Below are 23,566 nucleotides of genomic sequence, written 5' to 3' on the forward strand. Positions count from 1 at the left end.
GCCCTTCGCGAATGAATTCGCTCCCACGAACAGGGCTTGCGATCAGCGCAGGCTCACATGCCGGCTGATCAATGCCCGCAGCGCGGCGGGTTTCACGGGCTTGGCCAGGTAGTCCAGTCCGGCGGCGTGGACTTCGGCCACCAGTTCGGCGCGACCGTCGGCGCTGATCACCACGCCGGGGAGCGGTTCGCCCAGGCGCGTGCGTAGCCAGGCCATGAGCTCGGTTCCGGTTTCCCCTTCGTCCAGGTGATAGTCCACCAGCGCCAGCTGCGGGCGGACGTCCTCGGCCAGCAGGTGTTCGCATTCCAGGCGGTTGCGTGCGGTCCACACCTGGCAGCCCCAGCGTGACAGCAGGCTGTGCATGCCGGTGAGGATGCTGTCTTCGTTGTCGATGCACAGCACCTGGGTGCCGTTGAGCGCCTGGCCGATGGCCTCGGCCTGCTTTTGAAGACTGGGCGACGGTTGCGGGGTGCGGGCCAGCGGTACGGTCACGCTGAACACGCTGCCTTTGCCGGGCCAGGAGCGCACTTCCAGCGTGTGGCTGAGCACACGGCAGAGGCCGTCGGCGATGGCCAGGCCGAGGCCCAGGCCCTTCTCGGCGCGGGTCTGGTGGCTGTCCAGGCGTTTGAACTCTTCGAATATCACTTTGCGCTTGTCTTCCGGAATGCCCGGGCCTCGGTCCCAGACTTCCAGTCGCAGCTGATCGCCCTCACGGCGGGCGCCCAGCAGCACGCGCCCCCTGGCGTAGCGGAAGGCGTTGGTGAGGAAGTTCTGCAGCACTCGGCGCAGCAGTTTCATGTCGCTTTCCACCCGCAGCTTGCTGCCGCGCAGGCGGAAGTCCATGCCCTGTTCCTGGGCCAGCACCTTGAATTCGGCGCCGAGGGTGTCGAACAGCGAGGCCAGCGGGAAGGCGGTGCGGTCGGGGGTGATGCGACCGCTTTCCAGGCGCGAGATATCCAGCAGGTCGGTGATCAGGTCTTCGGCCGAACGCAACGAGCTGTCCAGGTGATTGACCAGTTCGCGCGCCTCGCGGGGCAGGGCGTCCTGCTGGTGGCCGAGGGCGGCGGAGAACAGCCGCGCGGCGTTCAGCGGTTGCATCAGGTCGTGGCTGACGGCCGCGAGGAAGCGGGTCTTGGACTGGTTCGCGGACTCCGCCGTGCCTTTGGCCTCGATCAGCGCCTGGTTGAGCTGGGACAGCTCGAGGGTTCGTTCGGTGACGCGTTGTTCCAGGCCTTCGTTGGCATCCTTGAGGGCCTGCGCAGCCTGCCGGTAGGCTGTGATGTCGGTGAAGCTCATGACAAAGCCGCCACCGGGCATGGGGTTGCCGATCAGCTCGATCACGCGGCCGTTGGGGAACAGGCGCTCGGAGGTGTGCGGCCTGCCCTGGCGCATCCAGAACAGGCGCCGGGCGACATGGGACTCCACCTCGCCGGGGCCGCAGAGGCCGCGCTCGGCGTTGTAGCGGATGATGTCGGCGATGGGCCGGCCAACGCTGATCAGCCCATCGGGGTAGTCGAAGAGTTCCAGGTAGCGACGGTTCCAGGCCACCAGACGCAGGGACTGGTCCACCACGCTGATGCCCTGGGTGATGTTCTCGATGGCGCCTTGCAGCAGGGCGCGGTTGAACTGCAGCACCTCGGACGCTTCGTCGGCGATGCGCACCACGTCTTCCACCTGCATCTCGCGGCCTTCGATGGCCGCCTTCACTACGGCCCGCGCCGAGGAGGCGCCGAGCACGCCGGCGAGCAGGCGCTCGGTGTGGGTAATCCAGTCCTGGTTGGCATTCTGCGCCGGGTTGAAGCTGATCCCCAGGCGATAGGCGAAGCGGATGAAGCTCTGCCGCGCACGCTCTTCACCGACGAAGCGCGACGCCAGCATCAACAGGTCGTCCACCTGTACGGCCAGTAGCGAACGGGAGCTGGCGCGGGCTGGAGCCTGCTGGCCGACGAAGCGGCCAGCCTGCCAGTGCTCGGAGACGCGGGTACGGGAGAACACCGACACCCAGGCGAAGAGAATCCAGTTGCCGGCCAGCGACAGCACAACCCCCTGGGTCAGGGGCTCGATGGGTAGATCCAGGGGGTTTGCCATCAGCCAGGAAAGGCCCGGGAAGTTCTCCAGCGGCAAGCCGAGGCCTCGGGCCATGACCGGCAGCACTAGGGTGTAAGCCCAGAGCGCGGCGCCGGCGGCGAGCCCGGCGAATACGCCACGGCGGTTGGCTTGTTTCCAGAACAGCGCGCCAATCATGGCCGGGCCGAGCTGTGCGATGGAGGCGAAGGCGATCTGGCCGATGGTCGCCAGGCTCGCGGTGGAGCCCAGCAGGCGGTAGCTGACGTAGCCCAGCAGGATGATCACCACGATGCTGACCCGGCGTACCGAGAGCATCCAGTGGCGGAACACCTCGAACGGGCGCTCGGCGTTCTGCCGGCGCAGCAGCCAGGGCAGCAGCATGTCGTTGGAAACCATGGTCGACAGCGCCACGGCTTCCACGATCACCATGCCGGTGGCGGCCGACGCGCCACCGATGAAGGCCAGCAGTGCCAGGGCCGGATGGGCCTCGGCCAGCGGCAGGCTGATGACGAAGGAGTCCGGCATTACGCCGCCGGGCAGCAGCATCTGGCCGGCGAGGGCGATGGGCACCACGAACAGCGCAGCCAGGGCCAGGTAGATGGGGAAGACCCAGCGCGCCTGGCGCAAGTCGCGTGGCTCGATGTTTTCCACCACCGTGACGTGGAACTGCCGGGGCAGGCAGATGATGGCGAGCATGGCGACGCCGGTCTGCACCAGCAGCGATGACCAGTCCATGGATTGCGACCAGTAGTGTTCCAGTTGTGGAGCGCTGCGGGCGCGGGTGAACAGGTCGTCAAAGCCATCGAACAGGCCGAAGGTGACGTAGGCACCCACCGCGAGGAAGGCCAGAAGCTTGACCAGGGACTCGAAGGCAATGGCTAGCACCATGCCGCGGTGGTGCTCGGTGGCGTCGAGGTTGCGGGTGCCGAAGAGGATGGTGAACAGCGCCAGCACGAGGGAGACGATCAGCGCCGTGTCCTGGGCGCGGGTGCCAGAGGATTCGGCGCCGGAGCCGATCAGCAGGTTCACTCCGAGGACGATGCCCTTGAGCTGCAGGGCGATGTAGGGCAGGACGCTGACCAGGCAGATCAGCGCCACCACCACGGCCAGGGCCTGGGACTTGCCGTAGCGCGCGGCGATGAAGTCGGCGATGGAGGTGATGTTTTCCTGCTTGCTGATCAGCACCATCTTCTGCACCACCCAGGGTGCCACCAGCAGCAGCAGGATGGGGCCGAGGTAGATCGGCAGGAAGTTCCAGACCTGGCCGGCGGCCTGGCCGACCGCGCCGAAGAAGGTCCAGCTGGTGCAGTAGACGGCCAGCGACAGGCTGTAGACCCAGGCGCGCATGCGTGGGGACAGCGGCGCGCTGCGGCGGTCGCCATAGAAGGCGATGGCGAAGAGGACGGCCATGTAGAGGAAGGCGACCGTGGCGATCAGCCCGCTGGACAGCGACATTGCAACTCCGGATGGTGCGGTGGCGGGTGGCGCCCGCCGGAATTCGACTTCCGGCAGTTTCGCACCAAAGCAGGCAATTCGTCAGGCTGCTGCGACCAAGGTCGCAGGCGTGCTTGAGCCCCTGCACGGGGGCTGATAGCGTGCGCTTTCGCCCGCGCAGTTCCGTTCATCTCGCGCGGGGCCCTGCACGTCACTTCCGCTTGACGCGACGTTCTCATCCGGCAGGGTTTTTCACGCCTGAGGAGGGCGCAGATGTTCAATCCACAACCGGTCACCCTGCAGCGCGGCGCCTTGCGCCTCGACCCGCTGCTGGAGGCCGATATCCCGGCGCTGGTAACCCTGGCCGAAGCCAACCGCGACGCACTGGTTTACATGAATGGCCCGCTGCGTCCCGACTGGTATCGCCAGGGGCTGGCGGCCCAACGGGAAGGGCAGGCGGTGGTCTTCGCCATCCGCTTGGGTGACAACCTGATGGGCACCACCCGTTTTGCCGATTTCATTCCCAGCCTGCCGGCTGCCGAGATCGGCTGGACCTGGCTGGCCGCCGGTGAGCACGGCACGGGCCTGAATGCCTCGATCAAGTACCTGATGCTGCGCCATGCCTTCGAGGAGTGGCAGCTGGTGCGGGTGCAACTGAAGACCGCCGCCAGCAACCTGCGCGCCCAGCGTGCCATCGAGAAGCTCGGCGCCCAGCGCGAAGGCCTGCTGCGCAACCATCGGCGCCTCGCGGGCGGCCGCCTCGACGACAGCGTGCTCTACAGCATCACTGACCACGACTGGCCAGAAGTGAAACAACGCCTGGAGGCGCTTTTCAGCGCGTGATGGATATGGCGAGCGGCGAGACTACGCGCTTCTGGCAGGCCCGCGAGCTGGGCGGAGTGGAGCTGCTCCATGCCCGCTACATCGAGCAGCGTTTCGCTCCCCATGTGCATGAAGGCTATGTGTTCACCGTGATCGAGTCCGGTGCGCAGCGCTTCCGTCACCGTGGTAGCGACCACCTGGCGCCGGTGGGCAGCATGGTGCTGATCAATCCCGATGAGTTGCACACCGGTTCCAAGGCTCATGAGCAGGGCTGGCGCTACCGGGGGTTTTACCCGGACCTTGAGCGGGTGACTGAGGTACTGGAGGAACTGGATATCCGGATGAACGGCCTGCCGGGGTTCGCCGATAGCGTTATCCAGGACGCCGAGGTAGTGGCTACCTTCCTGCGGTTGCACCGGATGCTGGAGGGCAGCACCCCCGCGCTTCAAGTCCAGGCGGCCTGGCGCGAGGCGATTCTGCTGCTGTTCCGGCGCCATGCGCGTATCGCCGTACCTCGTGAAGCCGGGGTCGAACCACGCGCCGTGGCTCAGGCACGGGAAATTCTCTCCGCGCATCTGGCCGAGCCGCCATCGCTTGAAGAGCTGGCAGCCGAGGTGGGGTTGTCACCCTTCCATTTCGCCCGGACCTTTCGCCGGGCCACCGGCATGCCTCCCCATGCCTGGCTCAAGCAGCAACGCCTGGACCAGGCCCGCGCCCTGCTCAAGGCCGGTTGTGCGCCGGCCAGCGTGGCGGCACAGCTGGGCTTCTCCGACCAGAGCCACCTGACCCGCCAATTCAAGCAGGCCTACGGCGTTGGGCCGGGCGAATATCGCACCGCCTGCGCAAGATCGTTCAATACCCACTGACCGCCAGGCGCTAGCCTTTCGGGACAAGGAGGCCCCATGTCCCGTATCACTGAGTTCATTCACGGCGCCCGAGACATCGTTCCGATGATCCTGGGCGCCATTCCCTTCGGCATCATCTTCGGCACCCTGGCCGGCGGCGCTGGCCTGTCCGGCTGGCAGGCCATGGGCATGTCACTGCTGGTGTTCGCCGGTTCGGCGCAGTTCATTGCCATTACCTTGCTCGGCGGCGGTGCCGGCGTGGCGGTGGTGTTGCTGACGACCCTGGTGGTCAACCTGCGTCATGCCCTCTATAGCGCCACCTTGCAGCCCTTCGTGCGCCACCTGCCGACCCGCTGGCGGATGCCGCTAGCGTTCTGGCTGACCGATGAGGCCTTCGCGGTGGTGCAGCATCGTTACGCCGAGGAGGACGACTCGCCGCACAAGCACTGGTACTTCTTCGGCGCCGCCCTGGCCATGTACCTGAATTGGCAGCTCTGCACCCTGGTGGGCGTGCTCTTCGGCCAGGCAGTGCCCAACCTGGCGGCCTGGGGCCTGGACTTCGCCATGCTTGCGACGTTCATCGGCATTGTCGTGCCCATGCTGCGCAACAAGCCGCAGGTGGCGGCCGCACTGGTGGCCGCTGCCGTGGCTCTGGCCTGCCAGGGCCTGCCCTACAAACTGGGCCTGATGGCCGCGGCTATCAGTGGCATCGTCGTGGGTGTGGTACTGGAACGACGTTATCGTCTCGATCTGATCCGGGAGGACATCTCATGCAAACCTGGAGCTTGATCCTCGGCATGGCGGCGATCACCTTCGCCATCCGCTACAGCCTGTTCGCCTGGCCCAGCCTGAGCTTTCCGCCGGTGGTACGCCAGGGCCTGCACTACGTGCCGACCGCGGTGCTCACCGCCATCGTGGTGCCGGGGATGCTGATGCCCGACGGGCACAACCTGCACCTGGCCCTGGACAACGCCTACCTGCTGGCGGGGCTGGGCGCCATCCTGATTGCCGCGCTGACGCGCCATCTGTTGGCGACCATTCTCGGCGGCCTGGTGCTGTTCTTCCTGCTGCGCTGGGCGCTGGGGCAGTTGCCGATCTGAGCGGCCCCTGCGGCCCTGTGGGAGCGATTTCAATCGCGAATGAATTCGCTCCCACAGGAAAAGAGGTTCGCGAGCAGAGCTCGCTCCTACGATTCAGGTCCACCTATTCGCACAAACATCTTTCCTGCGAGTGTGGCTTTCGGCCACTGTCCTGCTGTCCAATCAGCGACGTGCAGATTCATGCGCACGGGGCCGTATCCCTGCCAATCACCAGGTACCAAGGAAGATGAGCCAACATTCGCAATTCGCCCTGCTGGGCACGCGGCGCTTCCTGCCGTTTTTTGTGACCCAGCTGCTCGGCGCTTTCAACGACAACATCTTCAAGCAATCGCTGATCCTCGCCATTCTCTACAAGCTCGCCATCTCCGGTGACAAGAGCGTCTTCACCAACCTCTGCGCACTGCTGTTCATCCTGCCGTTCTTCCTGTTCTCCGCGTTGGGCGGACAGTTCGGCGAGAAGTTCGCCAAGGACGCGCTGATCCGCGCCATCAAGCTGGCCGAGGTGGCCATCATGGCGGTGGGCGCCCTGGGCTTCTTCTTCGACAGCCTGCCGCTGCTGTTCCTGGCGCTGTTCGCCATGGGTACCCATTCGGCGTTGTTCGGCCCAGTGAAGTATTCGATCCTGCCGCAGGTGCTGCGCGAGGACGAGTTGGTGGGTGGCAACGCCCTGGTGGAAATGGGCACCTTCCTAGCCATCCTGGCCGGTACTATCAGCGCTGGCATCATGATGTCCGTCGAGCGCTACGAGCCGGTGGTGGCCTGTGCCATCGTGCTGACCGCCAGCCTGGGCTACTTGGCCAGTCGCGGCATTCCGCGCGCGGCGGCGGCATTGCCGGCACTCAAGCTGGACTGGAACATCTTCCGCCAGTCCTGGCAGATCCTGCGCCTGGGGCTCGGCCAGCGGCCGTCGGTGTCGCGTTCGCTGGTGGGCAATTCCTGGTTCTGGTTCCTCGGCGCGGTGTACCTGACCCAGATCCCGGCCTATTCCAAGGAGCTGCTGCACGGCGATGAGAGCGTGGTGACGTTGATCCTCACCGTGTTCTCGGTGGGCATCGCCCTGGGCTCGATGCTGTGCGAGCGGCTGTCGGGGGGCAAGGTCGAGATCGGCCTGGTGCCCTTCGGCTCCATTGGCCTGACCCTCTTCGGCCTGCTGCTCTGGTGGCATTCCGGCGAGTTCCCGCAAGGTGCGGTTCCCCACGACTGGCTGGCGCTGCTGGGCCATGGCCAGTCCTGGCTGATCCTCGCCGACATCCTTGGCATCGGCCTGTTCGGCGGCTTCTACATCGTGCCGCTGTATGCGCTGATCCAGGCGCGCACGGCGGAGAACGAGCGCGCACGGGTGATCGCCGCGAACAACATTCTCAATGCGCTGTTCATGGTGGTGTCGGCCATCGCCTCGATCCTCTTCCTCGGCGTTGCCGGGCTGTCGATCCCCGAGTTGTTCCTGGTGGTGTCGCTGATGAACATCGCCGTGAACAGCTACATCTTCAAGATCGTCCCCGAGTTCACCATGCGCTTTCTGGTCTGGCTTCTTGGCCATTCCATGTACCGCGTGGAGCACAAGGGGCTGGAGGCGATTCCAGAGGAAGGTCCGGCCGTGCTGGTATGCAACCACGTGTCCTTCGTCGACGCGCTGCTGATCGGCGGTGCGGTGCGGCGGCCGGTGCGCTTCGTCATGTACTACAAGATCTACCAGCTGCCGGTGCTGAACTTCATCTTCCGCACCGCCGGCACCGTGCCCATCGCGGCGCGCCACGAGGACCTGCTGGTCTACGATGCAGCCTTCAAGAGAATCGCCGAATACCTGCGCAATGGCGAAGTGGTGTGCATCTTCCCCGAGGGCAAGCTGACCGGCGACGGTGAGCTGAACGAGTTCAAGAGCGGTATAGAACGCATCCTCGAGGAGAACCCGGTGCCGGTGATCCCCATGGCGCTGCAAGGGTTGTGGGGCAGCTTCTTCAGCCGTGATCCGGCCAAGGGCTTCTTCAAGCGCTTCTGGTCGCGCATCCACCTGGTGGCGGGGGCGCCGGTATCGCCTGAGCTGGCCGACCGCCAAAGCTTGCAGTTGCAGGTGGCCGAACTGCGGGGCCATGTCCGCTGAATCAGGCGTTCAGCCATCGCGCTGAAGCCACGGTAGGAGCGAGCTCTGCTCGCGAAGGGGGCGGGTTCGCGAGCAGAGCTCGCTCCTACGAGGGATACCGGCCTCAGATAATCAACTTCTTGATGATGCAAAACCCAAAACGCCGCCCTCCTGCTGAAGGACAAGCGGCGTTTTTTTGATTATCCGGTGGGCTGCTTCATTGCGGGGTTCAGTGGCTGAGCTTGAGGCCGATCAGGCCGCTGACTATCAGGGCGACGCTGAGCAGACGCACCAGCGCCATGGATTCGCCGAACAGGATGACGCCGGCGATGACGGTGCCGACGGCGCCGACGCCGGTCCAGATTGCGTAAGCGGTGCCGAGCGGCAGCTCCTTCATGGCGAGGCCCAGCAGGCCCAGGCTGATGAGCATGGCAATGACGGTGAGGGCGGTGGGCAGCGGTTTGCTGAAGCCGTCGGTGTATTTCAGGCCGACTGCCCAGCCCACCTCGAACAGGCCGGCGAAGAAGAGAATGATCCAGGACATAGTGACCTCCAGAGGACGACAGATTGAGATGGGGCCGTCCCCGGTGATCACTCGCAGAGTGGTAAGGCCGTCCTTACGCTGCGCAATATTTTGCACAACCTGACTGCCTGGGCAAGTCCGCCGGGATCGACGGACCTGCCCAGGCAGGAGAACGCCGGTCGGGACCGGCGCGGCAGGGTCAGACGCCCTGCGGAATTTCTTCGCCGCCGAGGGCTTCGAAGAGCTGCGGGATGAACTCGACCAGGGTCAGCATCATCAAGGTGAAGCTGGCATCGAGCTGGCTGAGGGAGTCGTCGCCGCCATCCTGTTCGGCCTTCTCCTGCAGCAGGTCTTCGAAGCGCAGGCGCTTGATCACCAGCTTGTCGTCGAGGATGAAGGACAGCTTGTCCTGCCAGGCCAGGGACAGCTGCGTCACCAGCTTGCCGGAAGTCAGGTGCAGCTGGATCTCGTCGCTGGTCAGGTCCTGGCGCTTGCAGCGCACTACGCCGCCATCTTCGTCGGTGTCGCGCAGTTCGCACTCGTCGAGCACGTAGAAGTCGGTGGCCGCTTGCTGGGTCTTGACCCACTCGGTGAGGGTGGCGGTGGGGGCGATCTTCACCGAAACCGGGCGGACCGGCAGCGAACCGATGGCTTCACGCAGGGTAGAGAGCAGGTCTTCGGCGCGTTTCGGGCTGGACGCGTCGACCAGGATCAGGCCCTGGGCCGGCGCGATGGCGGCGAAGGTCGCGGACTTGCGGATGAACGCGCGCGGCAGGAAGGTCTGGACGATTTCGTCCTTGAGCTGGTCGCGCTCCTTCTTGTAGACCTTGCGCATCTGCTCGGCTTCGATCTCGTCGACCTTTTCCTTCAGGGCGTCACGCACCACGCTGCCGGGAAGAATGCGTTCTTCCTTGCGCGCGGCGACCAGGAAGAAACCTTCGCTGACGTGGACCAGCGGCGCATCCGCGCCCTTGCCGAAGGGCGCCACGAAACCGTAGGTGGTCAGCTCCTGGCTGGCACAGGGGCGGGCGGGTTTGGTGGCCAGAGCGGCTTCCAGCGCCTCGGCATCGATATTCAGATCCTGGGTGAGGCGATAGACAAGCAGGTTGCGAAACCACATAAGGGAAAACCTCCGGACACAAAGCGCGCATTATTCTCATCGGGAGGCGTCGGGCTCAACCCTGAGCTAAGCCTTTGGAAGGCATGAGGAATTTTTTTTGAATGGGGACTTGCCAGGGTCCGGATACCTCTCTAGAATGCGCCCCACTTCGAGAGTGAAGGGTGATTAGCTCAGCCGGGAGAGCATCTGCCTTACAAGCAGAGGGTCGGCGGTTCGATCCCGTCATCACCCACCATCTCGCAGTTACGCGCAGCGGTAGTTCAGTCGGTTAGAATACCGGCCTGTCACGCCGGGGGTCGCGGGTTCGAGTCCCGTCCGCTGCGCCATATTCAAAAGCCCTCAGGTAGTAATGCCTGAGGGCTTTTAATTTAGATGCGGTCCCTTAGGGGTTGCATTTGGGGTGATTAGCTCAGCCGGGAGAGCATCTGCCTTACAAGCAGAGGGTCGGCGGTTCGATCCCGTCATCACCCACCATTTTCGCGGTTTCGCGCAGCGGTAGTTCAGTCGGTTAGAATACCGGCCTGTCACGCCGGGGGTCGCGGGTTCGAGTCCCGTCCGCTGCGCCACTTTGAAAGCCCTCAGGTAGCAATGCCTGGGGGCTTTTTCTTGCTTGCTCGAAATGTCTTACAAACCCGACAGCAATGCCTACGAGATGCGGGGCAAGTCGCTGAACTAATTGCCAAGCCTCTGTTCTTATTGCCCATAGCCACTTCTCGCGGCGGCCTGATAAGCTCGCCGCTCCATCGTATTGCCATCACGGCGACAGACAAGGATTCAGCATGAAACAACATCGGTTGGCAGCCGCTGTGGCCCTGGTGGGCCTGGTTCTTGCTGGCTGCGATTCGCAGACCAGCGTTGAACTGAAGACTCCGGCCCAGAAAGCCTCTTACGGTATCGGCCTGAACATGGGCAAGAGCCTGGCACAGGAAGGCATGGACGACCTCGATCCCAAGGCCGTCGCCCAGGGTATCGAAGACGCCATCGGCAAGAAGGAGCAGCGCCTGAAAGACGAAGAGCTGGTTGAAGCCTTCGCCTTCCTGCAGAAGCGTGCCGAAGAGCGCATGACTGCTCTGAACGCCGAAAACGCCAAGGCTGGCAAGAAATTCCTCGAAGACAACGGCAAGCGTGACGGCGTGGTGACCACCGCCTCCGGTCTGCAGTACGAAATCGTGAAGAAGGCCGACGGCGCGCAGCCCAAGGCGACCGATGTGGTGACCGTTCACTACGAAGGCAAGCTGACCGATGGCACCGTATTCGACAGCTCCGTCCAGCGCGGAAGCCCCATTGACCTGCCGGTCAATGGCGTGATCCCGGGTTGGGTAGAAGGCCTGCAACTGATGCACGTAGGTGAGAAGGTCAAGCTCTTCATCCCGAGCGAACTGGCCTACGGCGAACAAAGCCCGAGCCCGGCCATTCCGGCCAATTCGGTGCTGGTGTTCGACCTTGAGCTGCTTGGCATCAAGGACCCGACCGCTGCCGACAAGCAGTAATCGGCAACTGTTCGTGTAAACGCCCCGTCTCGACGGGGCGTTTTCGTTTCCGCTTGCAGTCCCATCCGAACCGGAAACCGACCTTCTGGTCACAACGGGAGTGGTGCGGCGATAAAGTGTTACGGTTATGCACATGACCCGGTAACCACGGCTGCATCGGCTGCGACCCACAGCCGCATTGCGGACCGCCTGGTCAAATGCTTGATTTTGCTGGTCTTTTGGCGGTGGGCAAAATTTGCCCGATCTGACGGGAGGCCGCATGAGGTGGGCCTTTTCCTGAGTCTGTGGAAAACTGTTCACAAGGTTATCCACAGATTCCGTGGATAACCGCACGAGGCCCTCTAGGCCAAGCTTCTGCCGAGGAGTACCGATGAAAGCCCCTTGGAATTTCCAGCGTTACCTGACCCTGGCGCAGCGCTTCCTCGCCGGTGGGCGATTGCCATCGCTGCTGCTGGCGGTATCCCGCAAGAGTACGAGCCAGAGCGGCCGGCTCGGTGCGGTAAAGGACGACCTGCGACTGTTACTGTCCCTCGCCAACGCCTGGTTGCGTGGCGAGTACCGCCAGATCAACCCCAAGGCCTTCCTTGCCGTGGTGGGGGCCCTGCTCTATTTCGTCACGCCGCTCGATGCCCTGCCGGACTGGCTGGTGGGGATGGGGTTCGTCGACGATCTCGCGGTGCTGGCCTGGGTGCTCAAGACCTGGGGCGGTGAACTGGACGCGTTCCGTGCCTGGAGAGCGGCGCAGACGCCGGAGGTTCGTGCTGCGCTGGAGCGACTGCCAGCACCGGATGGTCAATGATCCTGGGCGTCGGCTCGATGCTGCTCACCCTGCAGTAACCGCTCCACCTCACCGCTATCCCGCAGGTTTTGCAGTGCGGCATCCAGGCGCTCGGCCGATACCGGCAACTGGTTGCCATAAGCGCAGTGGAGGCGATAGCGCTCCACCACCCAGGGGCTGAACAGCAGCGGGGCCTCCGGGCGGCGGGCCAGTTCGTAGGCGAGGGCACGGCGCATGTCGATAATGGCGTCGAGCCGCTTGCGGCTGAGCAGGTTCAAGCTCATGTCCCTGTCGCGCATATCCTTGCGCTCGACATCACGATTCGCGAAGGCTTCCATCAGCGGCACGCTGTACGCGTAGCCCAGGTAGGTGCCCAGTACCTTGCCCTTGAGGTCGGACAAGCTGGTGATGGCCGGGCTGTCGCGGTGCTGGAGGAGGACGTCTTCCTCCTCCAGCAGTGGCGGTGACCAGTGATAGGCCGTGGCGTCCACCATCCATTCGGGGTTCGCGTTGCAGATGAGGTGGATGCGTCCGCTTTTCAGGGACGCTTCAATGCGCTTGTTGGGCGTTTCGACGAAGTTCACTGGAACCGCCAGGTCCTGGCCGATACGCTCGCCAAGACGCTGGATGAAACCGCCGAGCAAAACGTGGTCGCTCACTTCCACATAGGGCATGCCATCAGCGGGGCCGAAGCCCCAGCGCAGCGCTTCGGCTGATAGCAGGCCGGGCCAGAGTGCGGCGAGCAACCAGAAAACCACATGAAAATGCCGTGTCACGAGCCTTCCCCCGCCTGGTGGACGCAGTATAGTTCACCCTTTGCGGGCGCACGGCCTGATAAGATGGCCGCCTGCACGGAGGTGCTGAAGCAGTCGGCACTGCGTTCCACGGGGAGCTTCAATGAGTGTGCAAGTGATCATGCGTGACGGCCAGGCGGAGTACGCGGTACTGCCTTGGGCCGAATACCAGGCGCTGTTGCGCGCCGCTGGCCAGGCCACTGCGGAGCCAGCCGCCGAAGCCGCCAGAACGGCGCTGGGGCAGTTGAAGTCGCTGCGCGAATCCCAGGGGCAGAGCCAGGAGCAACTGGCCCGCGCAGTCGGTATCAGCCCGCACTACCTCGGTTTGATCGAAAGCGGCGAGCGTAAACCCGATGAAGCCATCAAGCGCGCCCTTGCGCGCGCACTCGGGGTGTCCGGTTGGGAGTCCGGATCTTGAGCCTGCGTATCAGCCGCCAGCATTGGCAAGCCTTGTTGAATGAGCTGGAAGACGCCCGTCGCCAGCGGCATCTGCTGACCTATCGGGCGCTGATCGAACGCCTGCAATTGCCATCCCCGGCCATGCAAACCCTCACCGCCGCCCTGGAGCACCTCGCCGCCCTCGATGCCCGCGCCGAGCGTCCGTTGCGCAGTTCCCTGGTGATCAGCCAGGGCGCCAGCCGCCTGCCGCGTACCGGTTTCTTTGAGTGCGTCGAGCGCCTGGGCCGTTTTGCCGGACCGCCGGATGGCATCGCCGCCGCGTCCTGGCACGCCTCGGAAGTGGTGCGAGTCTTCGAGTTCAGTTATCCCGAGGAGCAGTGATGCTCTGGACGCTGCGTGCGCGAATCGGTTACCTGGTGGCGCGTTGGCTCATGCGTTTTCCCGTGCTCGTGGCGCAACCCCGCGCCTGGCAGTGGATGCAGGGCCAATATGCGCGCATGTCGGCCTTGGGCGACTTGTCGGCGCAAAGCTTCTACGGCCACCTGCTGCTGCACCGCGGCCATGGCTTCGGCGCGCGGGAGGAGGGTATTCGTCTGCTACGCCTTGCGGCCCGGGGCGGTGACGGCAAGTCCGCTTATCAATTGGGCGTGCTGAGTCTGGACGGCGATGCCCGCCAGGCGCCGGATGCTGCAGAGGCCGCACGCTGGTGGTGCCTGGCTGCCGATGCCGGCCACCCTCTGGCCGCGCGCAAACTGGCCGAGCTTTACCGAGACGGTGGCCCGGGTCTGGCACCGGATGGCGAGGCCGCCGACCGTGCGGCGCGTCGTGCCGACGAGCTTGGTCTCTGAGCTGCGGTGAGCAGCATTTCACCGGCCTGTTCCTGAACACGCGTCAAACCACTTCGAGGATGTGCAGGCTGTAGCCGGGCACGGCCTTGGCGTGGCGCTTGGCTTCCGAAGCGAGGCTGGCCAGTTGCGAGGCATCCAGTCTGCCGCAGTCTTCCGGTTTGAGAGGTACCACGCCAATGGACAGAGACAGCAGCGGAAACTCTTCGCGCTGACCGTGGCGGTTGTGGGCGACGAAGCAGCCCGCCTGCAGGTGGTCGTTGCGGTAGAAGCGCCGACACTGCCCCTGGAAGTCTTCCAGCAGTTGATTGAGGCGTATGCGCCAGTCTTCCGACCCCAGTACCAGCATGAAGTCGTCGCCGCCGATATGGCCGACGAAATCCCGCGCCGGGTCCACCCGCTCACCCAGGCATTGCGCCAGGCAGAGCAGGACCTCGTCACCCTTGGCGTAGCCATAGAGGTCGTTGAAGGGTTTGAAACTATCGATGTCCACATAGCAGATCACCGACTGGCGACGCTGCTGCAGCAGGCGGGTCAGGCACTGCTGGATAGGCACGTTACCTGGCAGCAGGGTCAGCGGGTTGGCATGGCGCGCTTGCTGGATCTTCAGTTCGGTAATCAGCTTGAGCACGTCGATCACACGTCCCAGGCCCCGGTAGCGGCCATCGAGAATGATGATGAAGTCCTCTTCGATACGTTGCCGTGCACGGCTGGTGATCAGGCGGCTCACCTGTTGCAACGACTGCCCCATTTCCACGGCTAGGAAGTCCGTGCTCATCAGGCGGTTCACCGACTTGCGCGTGAAGAGGTCGGTGGCGAATGGCTTTAGCAGGGCTTCCGACAACAGGTGGCGATGCACGATGCCCACCGGTCGTTCGTGAGCATCCAGCACGGCGAGGGAGTTGAGGTTGGGTTGGGCGCGGAACGCCTCCAGTACCTCATGGACGGGCGTGTCTTCATGCACAGCCGGCTGCTCATTGAGCAAGGCGGAGAGGTCGCTGCTCTCCTCGCTCATGTTGCCTAGCGATTCCAGTGAGGGCAGCAGGGCGCGTGCATCACGGGAGGGATGTTCCTGGGGGCGCCCTAGCAGGTAGCCCTGCACCAGATCGACCCCCATTTCTGCCAGCACGCCCAACTCTTCCGGAAGCTCGATACCCTCGGCGATGACTTGGGCACGCGAGGCCTTGGCCATTCTCAGGATGGATTCGACAAACTCGCGCTTCACCGTATCCTGGTGGATGCCGTCGATGAAGTGGCGGTCGATCTTCACATAGTCGGGGCGCAACTCGGACCACAACCGCAGGCTCGAATAGCCTGCGCCGAGGTCGTCCAGGGCGATGGAGAATCCCATGGCGCGGTAGTGGTGCAGAGCAGTGTCGAGCAGGTTGAAGTCTTCGGTCGGCGTCTGCTCGGTGAGTTCGATCACCACCTGGCTGGGCGGGATGCCGAAGGCCTGCAGCATTTTCAGGGTGCGGCCCGGCTGGTGTGCCGGGTCCAGCAGGGATTCGGGAGACACGTTGAGAAACAGCATCCCGTCGAGCTTGAGTTCCTTGAAGCGGCGGCATGCACTCTTGCGGCAGGCCATTTCCAGTTCGCTCAGGCGCCCTGCGTGGCGTGCCACGGCGAACAGGGTCATCGGTGGGTGCAGTGGGCTGTTGGACGGGCCGCGGGTCAGGGCTTCATAGCCCAGGATGCGTCGTTCCGACAGCGACAGGATTGGCTGGAACAGGCTGTGCAGGTCGCCGTGAGCGAGGATCTGGCCCAGTGCGCTCAACTGCTCGGTGACGGTCATGCTGTTACTCGTGAAAAAGAAAGGGGCCGCAATTGCGGCCCCTGGATTTCACGACAGTCGCATGACAGCGTTATGACATCATTTCAATGTTTCGCTACCGAGGCATTCAGGCCCAGGTAGTCCAGCAGGATCTGCCCGGTTTCGGTGAGGTAGACGTCTTCTTCCGGTTTGGTCTTCTCGTCTTCCACCGGGAGTGCGTCCTCATCCTCGGTTTTGAGCTCCTTCAGCAGCTCTTCGCCCTTGGCCTTGCGGCGGGTGTTCTCCATCGCCAGCTGCTTGGCCTCGATGTCGGCCTGTTCGGCGCGGCGCTTGGTTTCGTTGAGGCTGACGACGGTGTCCTTCATCAGCTTCTGTGCCAGGGCCAGGCGCTCGCGGCTGTAGACGAAGTCCGGGTCCTGCGAGGTGCGCGCGTCATGGCGGGCCTTCAGTTCGGCCAGGAACGGCTTGAAGGGGTCGACTTCGGGCTTGATCGCCGGGCGGATACTGTCCCACGGCATGGCCTCGGGCAGGGCGCTTTCACCGATCTGCTTGGTGTCCACCACCGACGGGTACTCGATATCCGGCAGTACGCCCTGGTGCTGGGTGCTCTGGCCGGATACGCGGTAGAACTTGGCCAGGGTCAGTTTCAACTCGCCGTGGTTCAGCGGCTGGATGGTCTGCACGGTGCCCTTGCCGAAGGTCTGGCCGCCGATGATCAACGCGCGGTGGTAGTCCTGCATGGCGCCCGCGAAAATCTCCGAGGCCGAAGCGGACAGGCGGTTGACCAGTACGGTCATCGGGCCGGTGTAGTACGCGCCGGTATTCTCGTCGGCCAGTACGTCGACGCGGCCGTCGCTGTTGCGCACCAGTACCGTGGGCCCCTGGTCGATGAACAGGCCGGTCAGTTCGGTAGCCTCCTGCAGGGAGCCGCCGCCGTTGTTGCGCAGGTCGATGACCACGCCGTCGACTTTCTCTTTCTGCAGCTCGCCCAGCAGTTTCTTCACATCACGCGTGGTGCTCTTGTACTCGGGATCGCCCGCACGGAAGGCCTTGAAGTCCAGGTAGAAGGCTGGCACTTCGATCACGCCGAGCTTGAACTTGCTGCCGTCATGCTCGAGGTTGAGGACGGATTTCTTCGCCGCCTGCTCCTCCAGCTTCACCGCTTCACGGGTGATGGCAACTACCTTGCTGGTCTGGTCGTTCGGCGCGTTGCTGGCCGGGATCACCTCCAGGCGCACCACCGAACCTTTCGGGCCGCGGATCAGCTTGACCACTTCATCCAGGCGCCAGCCGATCACGTCGACCATTTCGCCATTACCCTGGGCAACGCCGACGATCTTGTCCGCCGGGGCCACCTGCTTGCTCTTCTCGGCCGGACCGGCCGGAACCAGACGCACCACCTTCACGTACTCGTTATCGCTCTGCAACACGGCACCGATGCCCTCGAGGGACAGGCTCATGTTGATGTCGAAATTCTCCGCGTTATCCGGGGAGAGGTACTGAGTGTGCGGGTCGTAGGTCTGCGCGAAGGCGTTGATGTAGGCCTGGAACACGTCCTCGCCGCGCGTCTGGTCGAGGCGGGAGAGCTGGTTCTTGTAGCGTTTGACCAGCAGTTCCTGGATGGCCTTGGGCTCTTTCTTGGCGATCTTCAGGCGCAGGACCTCATCCTTCACGCGCTTGCGCCAGAGGTCGTCGAGCGCGGCACGATCCTTGGCCCACGGCGCTTTCTCGCGATCGGTCTCCAGGCTTTCGTCGACGCTGAAGTCGATCGTGTCGACGCCCTTGTCGAGCATCGCCAGGGCGAAGTCGAGGCGCTCCTTGAGGCGGTCGAGGTGGCGTTTGTAGATCACGAAGCCGGGCTCCAGGTCGCCGCTCTTGAGCAGGTCGTCGAAGCGCGTGCGCCACTTGTCGAACTCGGCGATATCGGCGGCGGTGAAGTACATCCGTGCCGGATCGAGGAGCTTGAGGTAGCCCTCGTAGATCTTCGCCGAGCGCTCATCGTTGAGCGGCGGCTTGTTGTAGTGATGGCGCTTGAGCAACTCCACTACGTTGAGGCTGGCGATCACCTGTTCACGGTCGGGCTGAATGGAGTCCCAACTGTTCGGGGCGGTGGGGGCGGCATGCAACGGCAGGACGCTGACGCTGAGGGCCAAGGCTAGTGCGGAACTGATCAGGGAGCGCTTCATGCTGATTCGACGTCGGGACAGGTGATAACGCATATTAGGCCGTATTTGAGGGCGCCGGGTTCCATCGGCGCAAAGCGAAGGCCCGGCAGCTCGCCGGGCCTGATCCAAGCTCACTATGGAGGCACCGTGAAGGCATTGCAAGGCGTCGAAGGGCGCGTGGAGTGGGGGGAACGGGCCAGTCCGGCCTGTGATGTCGGACAAGTACGGATTCGCGTGGCCGCCGCCGGCCTGAACCGTGCCGACCTGCTGCAGCGTGCGGGGCTCTACCCGCCGCCACCAGGGGCGAGCGACATCCTCGGCCTGGAAGCTTCCGGGGTCATCACCGAAATTGGCGCCGGCAGTGGCGCCTGGCGGGTGGGCGACCGCGTCTGCTGCCTGTTGGCCGGTGGTGGCATGGCTGAAGAGGTGGTGGTCGATGCGCGTCACGTGCTGCCGGTACCAGAGGGGCTGTCCCTGGCCGAGGCCGCCGCGCTGCCGGAAGTCTATGCCACCGCCTGGCTCAACCTGTTCCAGCTGGCGGCGCTGAGGCCTGGCGAGAAGGTGCTCCTGCATGCCGGTGCCAGTGGCGTTGGCTCGGCGGCCATCCAGCTGTGCAAGGCCTTCGGCAGCCCCTGCTGGGTCAGCGTGGGTTCGGCGGAGCGCCTGGCCTATTGCGAGTCACTTGGTGCCCAGGGCGGCGCGCTGCGTGGCGAGGACCTGGAAGGCCTGCGCGACTTCGCGCCCTTCGATGTGATTCTCGACCCAGTGGGCGGCAACTATGCCAGCCTCAACCTCGCCCTGGCCGCCACCGATGGCCGTTGGGTGAACATAGGCCTGATGGGCGGACGCAAGGCCGAGCTGGACATGGCCCTGCTGCTTGGCAAGCGCGTGCAATTGATCGGTTCCACCCTGCGCAGCCGCGACGAGCAGTTCAAGGCCGATCTCATCAGTGAACTGCGCCAGCACGTATGGCCATTGTTCGAGGAAGGCCGCCTGCAGCCACGCCTGGAACGAGCTTTCGCTGCCAAGGACGCCGAAGCGGCTTTCGAGGCCCTGGCCAGTAACCAGGTAGAAGGAAAACTGGTGCTCGTACTGGACGAAAGCCTGGTCTGACGCCTCTCGCTCCGACGCTCAAGGCCCCATGGCTCGGGGCGTCGGGGAGTTGCATTGAGGTAATCAATCGTTCTGATGGGGTCATTCAATATGATCTTTTTGGAATAACCCAATAGTCTTTGTCGGGTAAATTTCTAACCCAACGAGGACGTTGCGATGTCTCTGATCAACACCGAAGTCAAACCGTTCAAAGCCACCGCCTACCACCACGGCAAGTTTGTCGAACTGACCGAAGCCAACCTGAAGGGCAAGTGGTCCGTGTTCTTCTTCTACCCGGCCGACTTCACCTTCGTTTGCCCTACCGAACTGGGCGACCTGGCTGACAACTACGCCGAGTTCCAGAAGCTGGGCGTGGAAATCTACGGCGTGTCCACCGACACCCACTTCACCCACAAGGCCTGGCACGACACTTCCGACACCATCGGCAAGATCCAGTACCCGCTGGTTGGCGACCCCACCTGGGTTCTGTCCAAGAACTTCGAAGTACTGATCGAAGAAGCTGGCCTGGCTGACCGTGGCACCTTCGTGATCGACCCGGAAGGCAAGATCCAGATCGTTGAAGTCAACGCCGGCGGTATCGGCCGTGACGCTCAGGAACTGCTGCGCAAGGTCAAGGCTGCCCAGTACGTTGCCGCTCACCCGGGCGAAGTCTGCCCGGCCAAGTGGAAGGAAGGTGAAGCCACTCTGGCTCCGTCCCTCGACCTCGTCGGCAAGATCTAAAAACGGTCGGGAAGCTGTTGCGCAGCGCTGATGCTGCGTTGAATACAGGCTCGGGCTGCTCATTTACAGCTCGTAAACTCCGCGCCCTGCGCCTGTATTCGTCTTGCCTGAGCGCTTGCTCTCGACGCTTCCCACTCCGTTTGCACCTGTAAGAAGGCAGGTAGATGGTCCCGCGCCATCCGCCTGCATCACACCCCTCATCCCGTTTCGGGCGGTCGGCGACGACCGTCGAGGGGTGACTCATGCCCGCAAAAAGGAAATCGCACATGTTGGACGCCAATCTTAAAACCCAGTTGAAGGCCTACCTCGAAAAGGTCACCCAGCCGTTCGAGATCGTCGCGTCCCTCGATGACAGCGACAAATCCCGCGAGTTGCTCGGGCTGCTGCAAGACATCGTCGGTCTGACCGACAAGATCACCCTGAAGACCGATGGCAGCGACGCCCGTCGCCCGTCGTTCTCCCTGAATCGCCCTGGCGCCGGTATTTCCTTGCGCTTCGCCGGCATCCCCATGGGCCACGAGTTCACCTCGCTGGTGCTGGCCCTGCTGCAGGTTGGCGGTCACCCGTCCAAGCTGGGTACCGATGTGATCGAGCAGATCAGCTCCATCGAAGGCGAATTCACGTTCGAAACCTATTTCTCGCTGTCCTGCCAGAACTGCCCCGACGTGGTGCAGGCGCTGAACCTGATGGCCGTGCTCAACCCGAACATCCGCCTCGTCGCCATCGACGGCGCGCTGTTCCAGGATGAAGTCGAGCAGCGCCAGATCATGTCGGTGCCCAGCATTTACCTGAACGGCGAGCTGTTCGGCCAGGGCCGCATGGGCGTGGAAGAAATCCTCGCCAGGATCGACACCGGCGCCGCCGCTCGCGACGCCGAGAAGCTCAATGCCAAGGCAGCCTTCGATGTGCTGGTGATCGGCGGTGGACCCGCTGGTGCCTCCGCAGCTATCTATGCCGCGCGCAAGGGCATCCGCACCGGCGTGGCCGCCGAGCGCTTCGGTGGCCAGGTGCTGGACACCATGGCTATCGAGAACTTCATCTCCGTACAGGAAACCGAAGGCCCGAAACTGGCCCGAGCCCTGGAAGAGCACGTGAAGCAGTACGACGTCGACATCATGAACCTGCAGCGCGCTGCGGCGCTGGTTCCGGCCAAGGCCGAGGGCGAGCTGCATGAAGTGCGCTTCGAAAGCGGTGCCTCGCTGAAGGCCAGGACCGTGATCCTCTCCACCGGCGCCCGCTGGCGCGAAATGAATGTGCCCGGCGAGCAGGAATACCGTGGCCGTGGCGTGGCCTACTGCCCGCACTGCGACGGTCCGCTGTTCAAGGGCAAGCGCGTGGCAGTGATCGGCGGCGGTAACTCCGGCGTCGAAGCAGCCATCGACCTGGCGGGTATCGTCGCCCATGTCACCCTGATCGAGTTCGACGACAAGCTGCGTGCTGATGCCGTGTTGCAGAAGAAGCTGGCCAGTCTGCCGAACGTCGCCGTGATCAAGAGCGCGCTGACCACTGAGGTGAAAGGCGATGGCCAGAAGGTCAACGGCCTGGTCTACAAGGACCGCACCACTGACGAGCTGCGCACCCTGGAACTGGAAGGCATCTTCGTGCAGATCGGCCTGCTGCCCAACAGCGAGTGGCTGAAGGGCGTTGTGGAGCTGTCCCCGCGCGGCGAAATCATCGTCGACGCCAAGGGCCAGACCAACATCCCCGGCGTGTTCGCCGCTGGCGACGTGACCACGGTGCCGTACAAACAGATCGTGATCGCCGTGGGCGAGGGTGCCAAGGCATCGCTGAGCGCCTTCGATCACCTGATCCGTACGACCTGATTTACTCAGCGTGGTGTGCTGATGTGGCGGAGGCCTGCAAGGGCTCTCCGCTTTTTTTATGTCCGTACGGGTTCCCTGTATTCTTCGCGCTTTCGTTCTTCAAGCGGCAGGGCTCATCTCGTGAAACAGCAACTTATCGAATTGATTACGGCAATCAGCTCCGGCTGCATGGCCGAGGATGAGATCGACCGCGTCGCCTTTGAGGCGGCCCAGGCTTACGCCGATGCGGATGCGTTTCTCGCCGCCAACCCCGATATCAACTACGACGACAGTTTTCCCATTCCCCTGGGCGAATGGGTGGTGGTGGGCAGCCTGCCCGAAACCGTGCTGTTCCAGGCCGACAGCTATGACCAGCTGTTCCAGCAGGTGGTGGACTCCTTCGGCCCCAGCGTCAATTTCGTGCTCAAGCCCAAGCAACTGGTGAAGGTGGAGCCGCTCAAGGCGCTCAACCGCATCCAGGTGCAGATGGGCAGCCTCTACCCGGAAAAGGGCGGCTACGTGCTGGTGGATTTCAGCGAGCCGCTGGATGACGAACTGCAGTGCGTGCTGGTGTACAAGCACGACCTGGAGAAGGTCATGCAACTGGCCGTGGACGTCGGCATCTACGCCGCACCGGCCTATGAGGCCCTCAAGGCCGCGATAGAGGAGGGCGACGACTGAGTCGGCTTTGGCTCCCTCTCCCGCTTGCGGGAGAGGGCGGGGGGAGAGGGTTCTCCATCAGTCGCGCAGCGCTTCACCGGTCCACCATAGGTGCCCTGGCGGGTCCCAATGGTGGATGGAAAGAGCGCCATCCACCCTACAAATGGCCCCGCCTTACAACTGGTAGCCGTAGGACTTGATCACTTCCGCGGCCTTCGGCCCCTTCAGGTAATCCACCAGCGCCTGGGCCGCCGGGTTGGCTTCACCTTTCTTCAGGATCAGCGCGTCCTGCTTGATCGGCTCGTGCATGTCGGCTGGCACGATCCAGGCGGATCCGCTGGTGATCTTGCCGTCCTTGTATACCTGCGACAGGGCAACGAAGCCCAGTTCGGCATTGCCGCTGGAAACGAACTGCAGCGCCTGGGTGATGTTCTGGCCTTCCACCAGCTTGGGCTTCACGGCGCTGGCCAGGCCCAGCTTGTCCAGCACCTGGGTGGCTGCCAGGCCGTAGGGTGCGGTCTTCGGGTTGGCGATGGACAGGTGCTTGTACTGGCCGGTCTTCAGTACCTCGCCCTTGGTATCCACATAGCCGTCCTGTGCCGACCACAGCACCAGGGTGCCGATGGCGTAGGTGAAGCGCGAACCAGGCACGGCATCGCCTTCCTTCTCCAGTTTGGCCGGGGTGGTGTCGTCGGCGGAGAGGAAGACCTCGAAGGGCGCGCCGTTCTTGATCTGGGTGTAGAACTGGCCGGTGGCGCCATAGACGGCCACCAGTTTGTGGCCGGTGTCCTTCTCGAAGTCCTTGGCGATGGCCTGGATCGGAGCGGTGAAGTTGGCGGCGACGGCCACCTGGACCTCGGCGGCTGTGGCGTTGCCGAGGCTGAAGCAGCTGAGCAGGAAAGCGAGGGGCTGGATAAGGCGATACCGCATGATGGACTCCTGGGGAGATGCTTGTATTCGTTATGTACAAAAATATATAGCGCTCGCCATTCTCTGGAATATCTGACCTCGCCGTCAAGTTGCGCCCGGCACAGATGG

21 protein-coding genes and 4 tRNA genes are annotated in these 23,566 nt (G+C 63.7%); 18 read left to right on the top strand and 7 right to left on the bottom strand.

Features of this window, described 5'->3' with window-relative positions:
- Positions 1-42: 42 nt before the first annotated feature.
- Positions 43-3,522, bottom strand: a complete 3,480-nt coding sequence (locus THL1_RS06600) for a hybrid sensor histidine kinase/response regulator (protein WP_069082513.1) — start codon at positions 3,520-3,522, stop codon at positions 43-45.
- A 252-nt stretch (positions 3,523-3,774) separates the two neighbouring features.
- On the opposite strand from THL1_RS06600, the gene THL1_RS06605 reads away from it, so the two are divergent.
- From THL1_RS06605 to THL1_RS06625, 5 genes are all read left to right on the top strand, one after another.
- Positions 3,775-4,344 (top strand): GNAT family N-acetyltransferase, encoded by a 570-nt coding sequence (locus tag THL1_RS06605; protein ID WP_069082514.1) that lies wholly within the window; start codon positions 3,775-3,777, stop codon positions 4,342-4,344.
- Positions 4,345-4,349: 5 nt separating this feature from the next.
- Positions 4,350-5,189 (top strand): AraC family transcriptional regulator, encoded by an 840-nt coding sequence (locus THL1_RS06610; RefSeq protein WP_193791643.1) that lies wholly within the window; start codon positions 4,350-4,352, stop codon positions 5,187-5,189.
- A 36-nt stretch (positions 5,190-5,225) separates the two neighbouring features.
- Positions 5,226-5,957: an AzlC family ABC transporter permease gene (locus THL1_RS06615; RefSeq protein ID WP_069082516.1), complete on the top strand. Its 732-nt coding sequence runs from the start codon at positions 5,226-5,228 to the stop codon at positions 5,955-5,957.
- Positions 5,939-6,268 (top strand): AzlD domain-containing protein, encoded by a 330-nt coding sequence (locus tag THL1_RS06620; protein WP_069082517.1) that lies wholly within the window; start codon positions 5,939-5,941, stop codon positions 6,266-6,268. The genes THL1_RS06615 and THL1_RS06620 overlap by 19 nt, the downstream gene beginning before the upstream one ends.
- A 226-nt stretch (positions 6,269-6,494) precedes the next feature.
- Positions 6,495-8,369 (top strand): MFS transporter, encoded by a 1,875-nt coding sequence (locus THL1_RS06625; protein WP_069082518.1) that lies wholly within the window; start codon positions 6,495-6,497, stop codon positions 8,367-8,369.
- Positions 8,370-8,577: 208 nt separating this feature from the next.
- On the opposite strand, the gene sugE is transcribed toward THL1_RS06625, so the two are convergent.
- Positions 8,578-8,892 carry a quaternary ammonium compound efflux SMR transporter SugE gene (sugE, locus tag THL1_RS06630; RefSeq protein ID WP_069082519.1) on the bottom strand — a complete coding sequence of 105 codons (315 nt, stop codon included), beginning with the start codon at positions 8,890-8,892 and terminating at the stop codon, positions 8,578-8,580.
- A 178-nt stretch (positions 8,893-9,070) separates the two neighbouring features.
- Positions 9,071-9,991 (bottom strand): recombination-associated protein RdgC, encoded by a 921-nt coding sequence (rdgC, locus tag THL1_RS06635; protein WP_069082520.1) that lies wholly within the window; start codon positions 9,989-9,991, stop codon positions 9,071-9,073.
- 159 nt (positions 9,992-10,150) lie between these two features.
- Here rdgC and THL1_RS06640 point away from each other — a divergent pair.
- The 6 genes from THL1_RS06640 to THL1_RS06665 all read left to right on the top strand — a co-directional run bounded on the left by THL1_RS06640 (position 10,151) and on the right by THL1_RS06665 (position 12,280).
- Positions 10,151-10,226, top strand: a tRNA-Val gene (locus THL1_RS06640).
- Between the two features lie 14 nt (positions 10,227-10,240).
- A tRNA-Asp gene (locus THL1_RS06645) sits at positions 10,241-10,317 on the top strand.
- A 72-nt stretch (positions 10,318-10,389) separates the two neighbouring features.
- Positions 10,390-10,465: transfer RNA gene (locus THL1_RS06650), tRNA-Val, on the top strand.
- Between the two features lie 15 nt (positions 10,466-10,480).
- Positions 10,481-10,557: transfer RNA gene (locus THL1_RS06655), tRNA-Asp, on the top strand.
- 213 nt (positions 10,558-10,770) lie between these two features.
- Complete coding sequence (locus THL1_RS06660) at positions 10,771-11,481, top strand: FKBP-type peptidyl-prolyl cis-trans isomerase (protein WP_069082521.1); 711 nt, start codon at positions 10,771-10,773, stop codon at positions 11,479-11,481.
- 370 nt (positions 11,482-11,851) lie between these two features.
- Positions 11,852-12,280, top strand: a complete 429-nt coding sequence (locus THL1_RS06665) for a YkvA family protein (RefSeq protein ID WP_069082522.1) — start codon at positions 11,852-11,854, stop codon at positions 12,278-12,280.
- On the opposite strand, the gene THL1_RS06670 is transcribed toward THL1_RS06665, so the two are convergent.
- Positions 12,274-13,035, bottom strand: coding sequence for a substrate-binding periplasmic protein (locus tag THL1_RS06670; protein WP_083245840.1), 762 nt, complete (start codon positions 13,033-13,035; stop codon positions 12,274-12,276). The two genes, THL1_RS06665 and THL1_RS06670, sit on opposite strands and share 7 nt — an antisense overlap.
- Before the next feature lie 121 nt (positions 13,036-13,156).
- Here THL1_RS06670 and THL1_RS06675 point away from each other — a divergent pair, with 121 nt between their 5' ends.
- Genes THL1_RS06675 through THL1_RS06685 form a run of 3 tightly spaced genes read left to right on the top strand, consistent with a single transcriptional unit; the run spans position 13,157 to position 14,300 of the window.
- Positions 13,157-13,471, top strand: coding sequence for a helix-turn-helix transcriptional regulator (locus THL1_RS06675; protein WP_069082523.1), 315 nt, complete (start codon positions 13,157-13,159; stop codon positions 13,469-13,471).
- Positions 13,468-13,833 (top strand): hypothetical protein, encoded by a 366-nt coding sequence (locus THL1_RS06680; RefSeq protein ID WP_069082524.1) that lies wholly within the window; start codon positions 13,468-13,470, stop codon positions 13,831-13,833. The genes THL1_RS06675 and THL1_RS06680 overlap by 4 nt, the downstream gene beginning before the upstream one ends.
- Positions 13,833-14,300, top strand: coding sequence for a sel1 repeat family protein (locus THL1_RS06685; protein ID WP_069082525.1), 468 nt, complete (start codon positions 13,833-13,835; stop codon positions 14,298-14,300). The genes THL1_RS06680 and THL1_RS06685 overlap by 1 nt, the downstream gene beginning before the upstream one ends.
- Before the next feature lie 43 nt (positions 14,301-14,343).
- On the opposite strand, the gene THL1_RS06690 is transcribed toward THL1_RS06685, so the two are convergent.
- Positions 14,344-16,089 carry a bifunctional diguanylate cyclase/phosphodiesterase gene (locus tag THL1_RS06690; RefSeq protein ID WP_069082526.1) on the bottom strand — a complete coding sequence of 582 codons (1,746 nt, stop codon included), beginning with the start codon at positions 16,087-16,089 and terminating at the stop codon, positions 14,344-14,346.
- A gap of 83 nt (positions 16,090-16,172) precedes the next feature.
- Positions 16,173-18,254, bottom strand: coding sequence for a carboxy terminal-processing peptidase (locus THL1_RS06695; protein WP_069086433.1), 2,082 nt, complete (start codon positions 18,252-18,254; stop codon positions 16,173-16,175).
- Positions 18,255-18,380: 126 nt separating this feature from the next.
- Between THL1_RS06695 and THL1_RS06700 the strand changes: the two genes are divergently transcribed.
- From THL1_RS06700 to THL1_RS06715, 4 genes are all read left to right on the top strand, one after another.
- The gene (locus THL1_RS06700; RefSeq protein WP_069082527.1) at positions 18,381-19,346 is read left to right on the top strand and encodes an NAD(P)H-quinone oxidoreductase; all 966 of its coding nucleotides are present in this window, start codon (positions 18,381-18,383) and stop codon (positions 19,344-19,346) included.
- Between the two features lie 156 nt (positions 19,347-19,502).
- The gene (gene ahpC / locus THL1_RS06705) at positions 19,503-20,066 is read left to right on the top strand and encodes an alkyl hydroperoxide reductase subunit C (RefSeq protein WP_069082528.1); all 564 of its coding nucleotides are present in this window, start codon (positions 19,503-19,505) and stop codon (positions 20,064-20,066) included.
- Positions 20,067-20,332: 266 nt separating this feature from the next.
- The gene (ahpF, locus tag THL1_RS06710; protein ID WP_069082529.1) at positions 20,333-21,889 is read left to right on the top strand and encodes an alkyl hydroperoxide reductase subunit F; all 1,557 of its coding nucleotides are present in this window, start codon (positions 20,333-20,335) and stop codon (positions 21,887-21,889) included.
- A gap of 120 nt (positions 21,890-22,009) precedes the next feature.
- The gene (locus THL1_RS06715; protein WP_069082530.1) at positions 22,010-22,549 is read left to right on the top strand and encodes a hypothetical protein; all 540 of its coding nucleotides are present in this window, start codon (positions 22,010-22,012) and stop codon (positions 22,547-22,549) included.
- A gap of 153 nt (positions 22,550-22,702) precedes the next feature.
- Here THL1_RS06715 and modA read toward each other — a convergent pair whose 3' ends face one another.
- Positions 22,703-23,458: a molybdate ABC transporter substrate-binding protein gene (gene modA / locus THL1_RS06720; protein ID WP_069082531.1), complete on the bottom strand. Its 756-nt coding sequence runs from the start codon at positions 23,456-23,458 to the stop codon at positions 22,703-22,705.
- Between the last annotated feature and the right edge of the window lie 108 nt (positions 23,459-23,566).

This window comes from Pseudomonas sp. TCU-HL1, assembly GCF_001708505.1.
GTDB lineage: Bacteria > Pseudomonadota > Gammaproteobacteria > Pseudomonadales > Pseudomonadaceae > Metapseudomonas.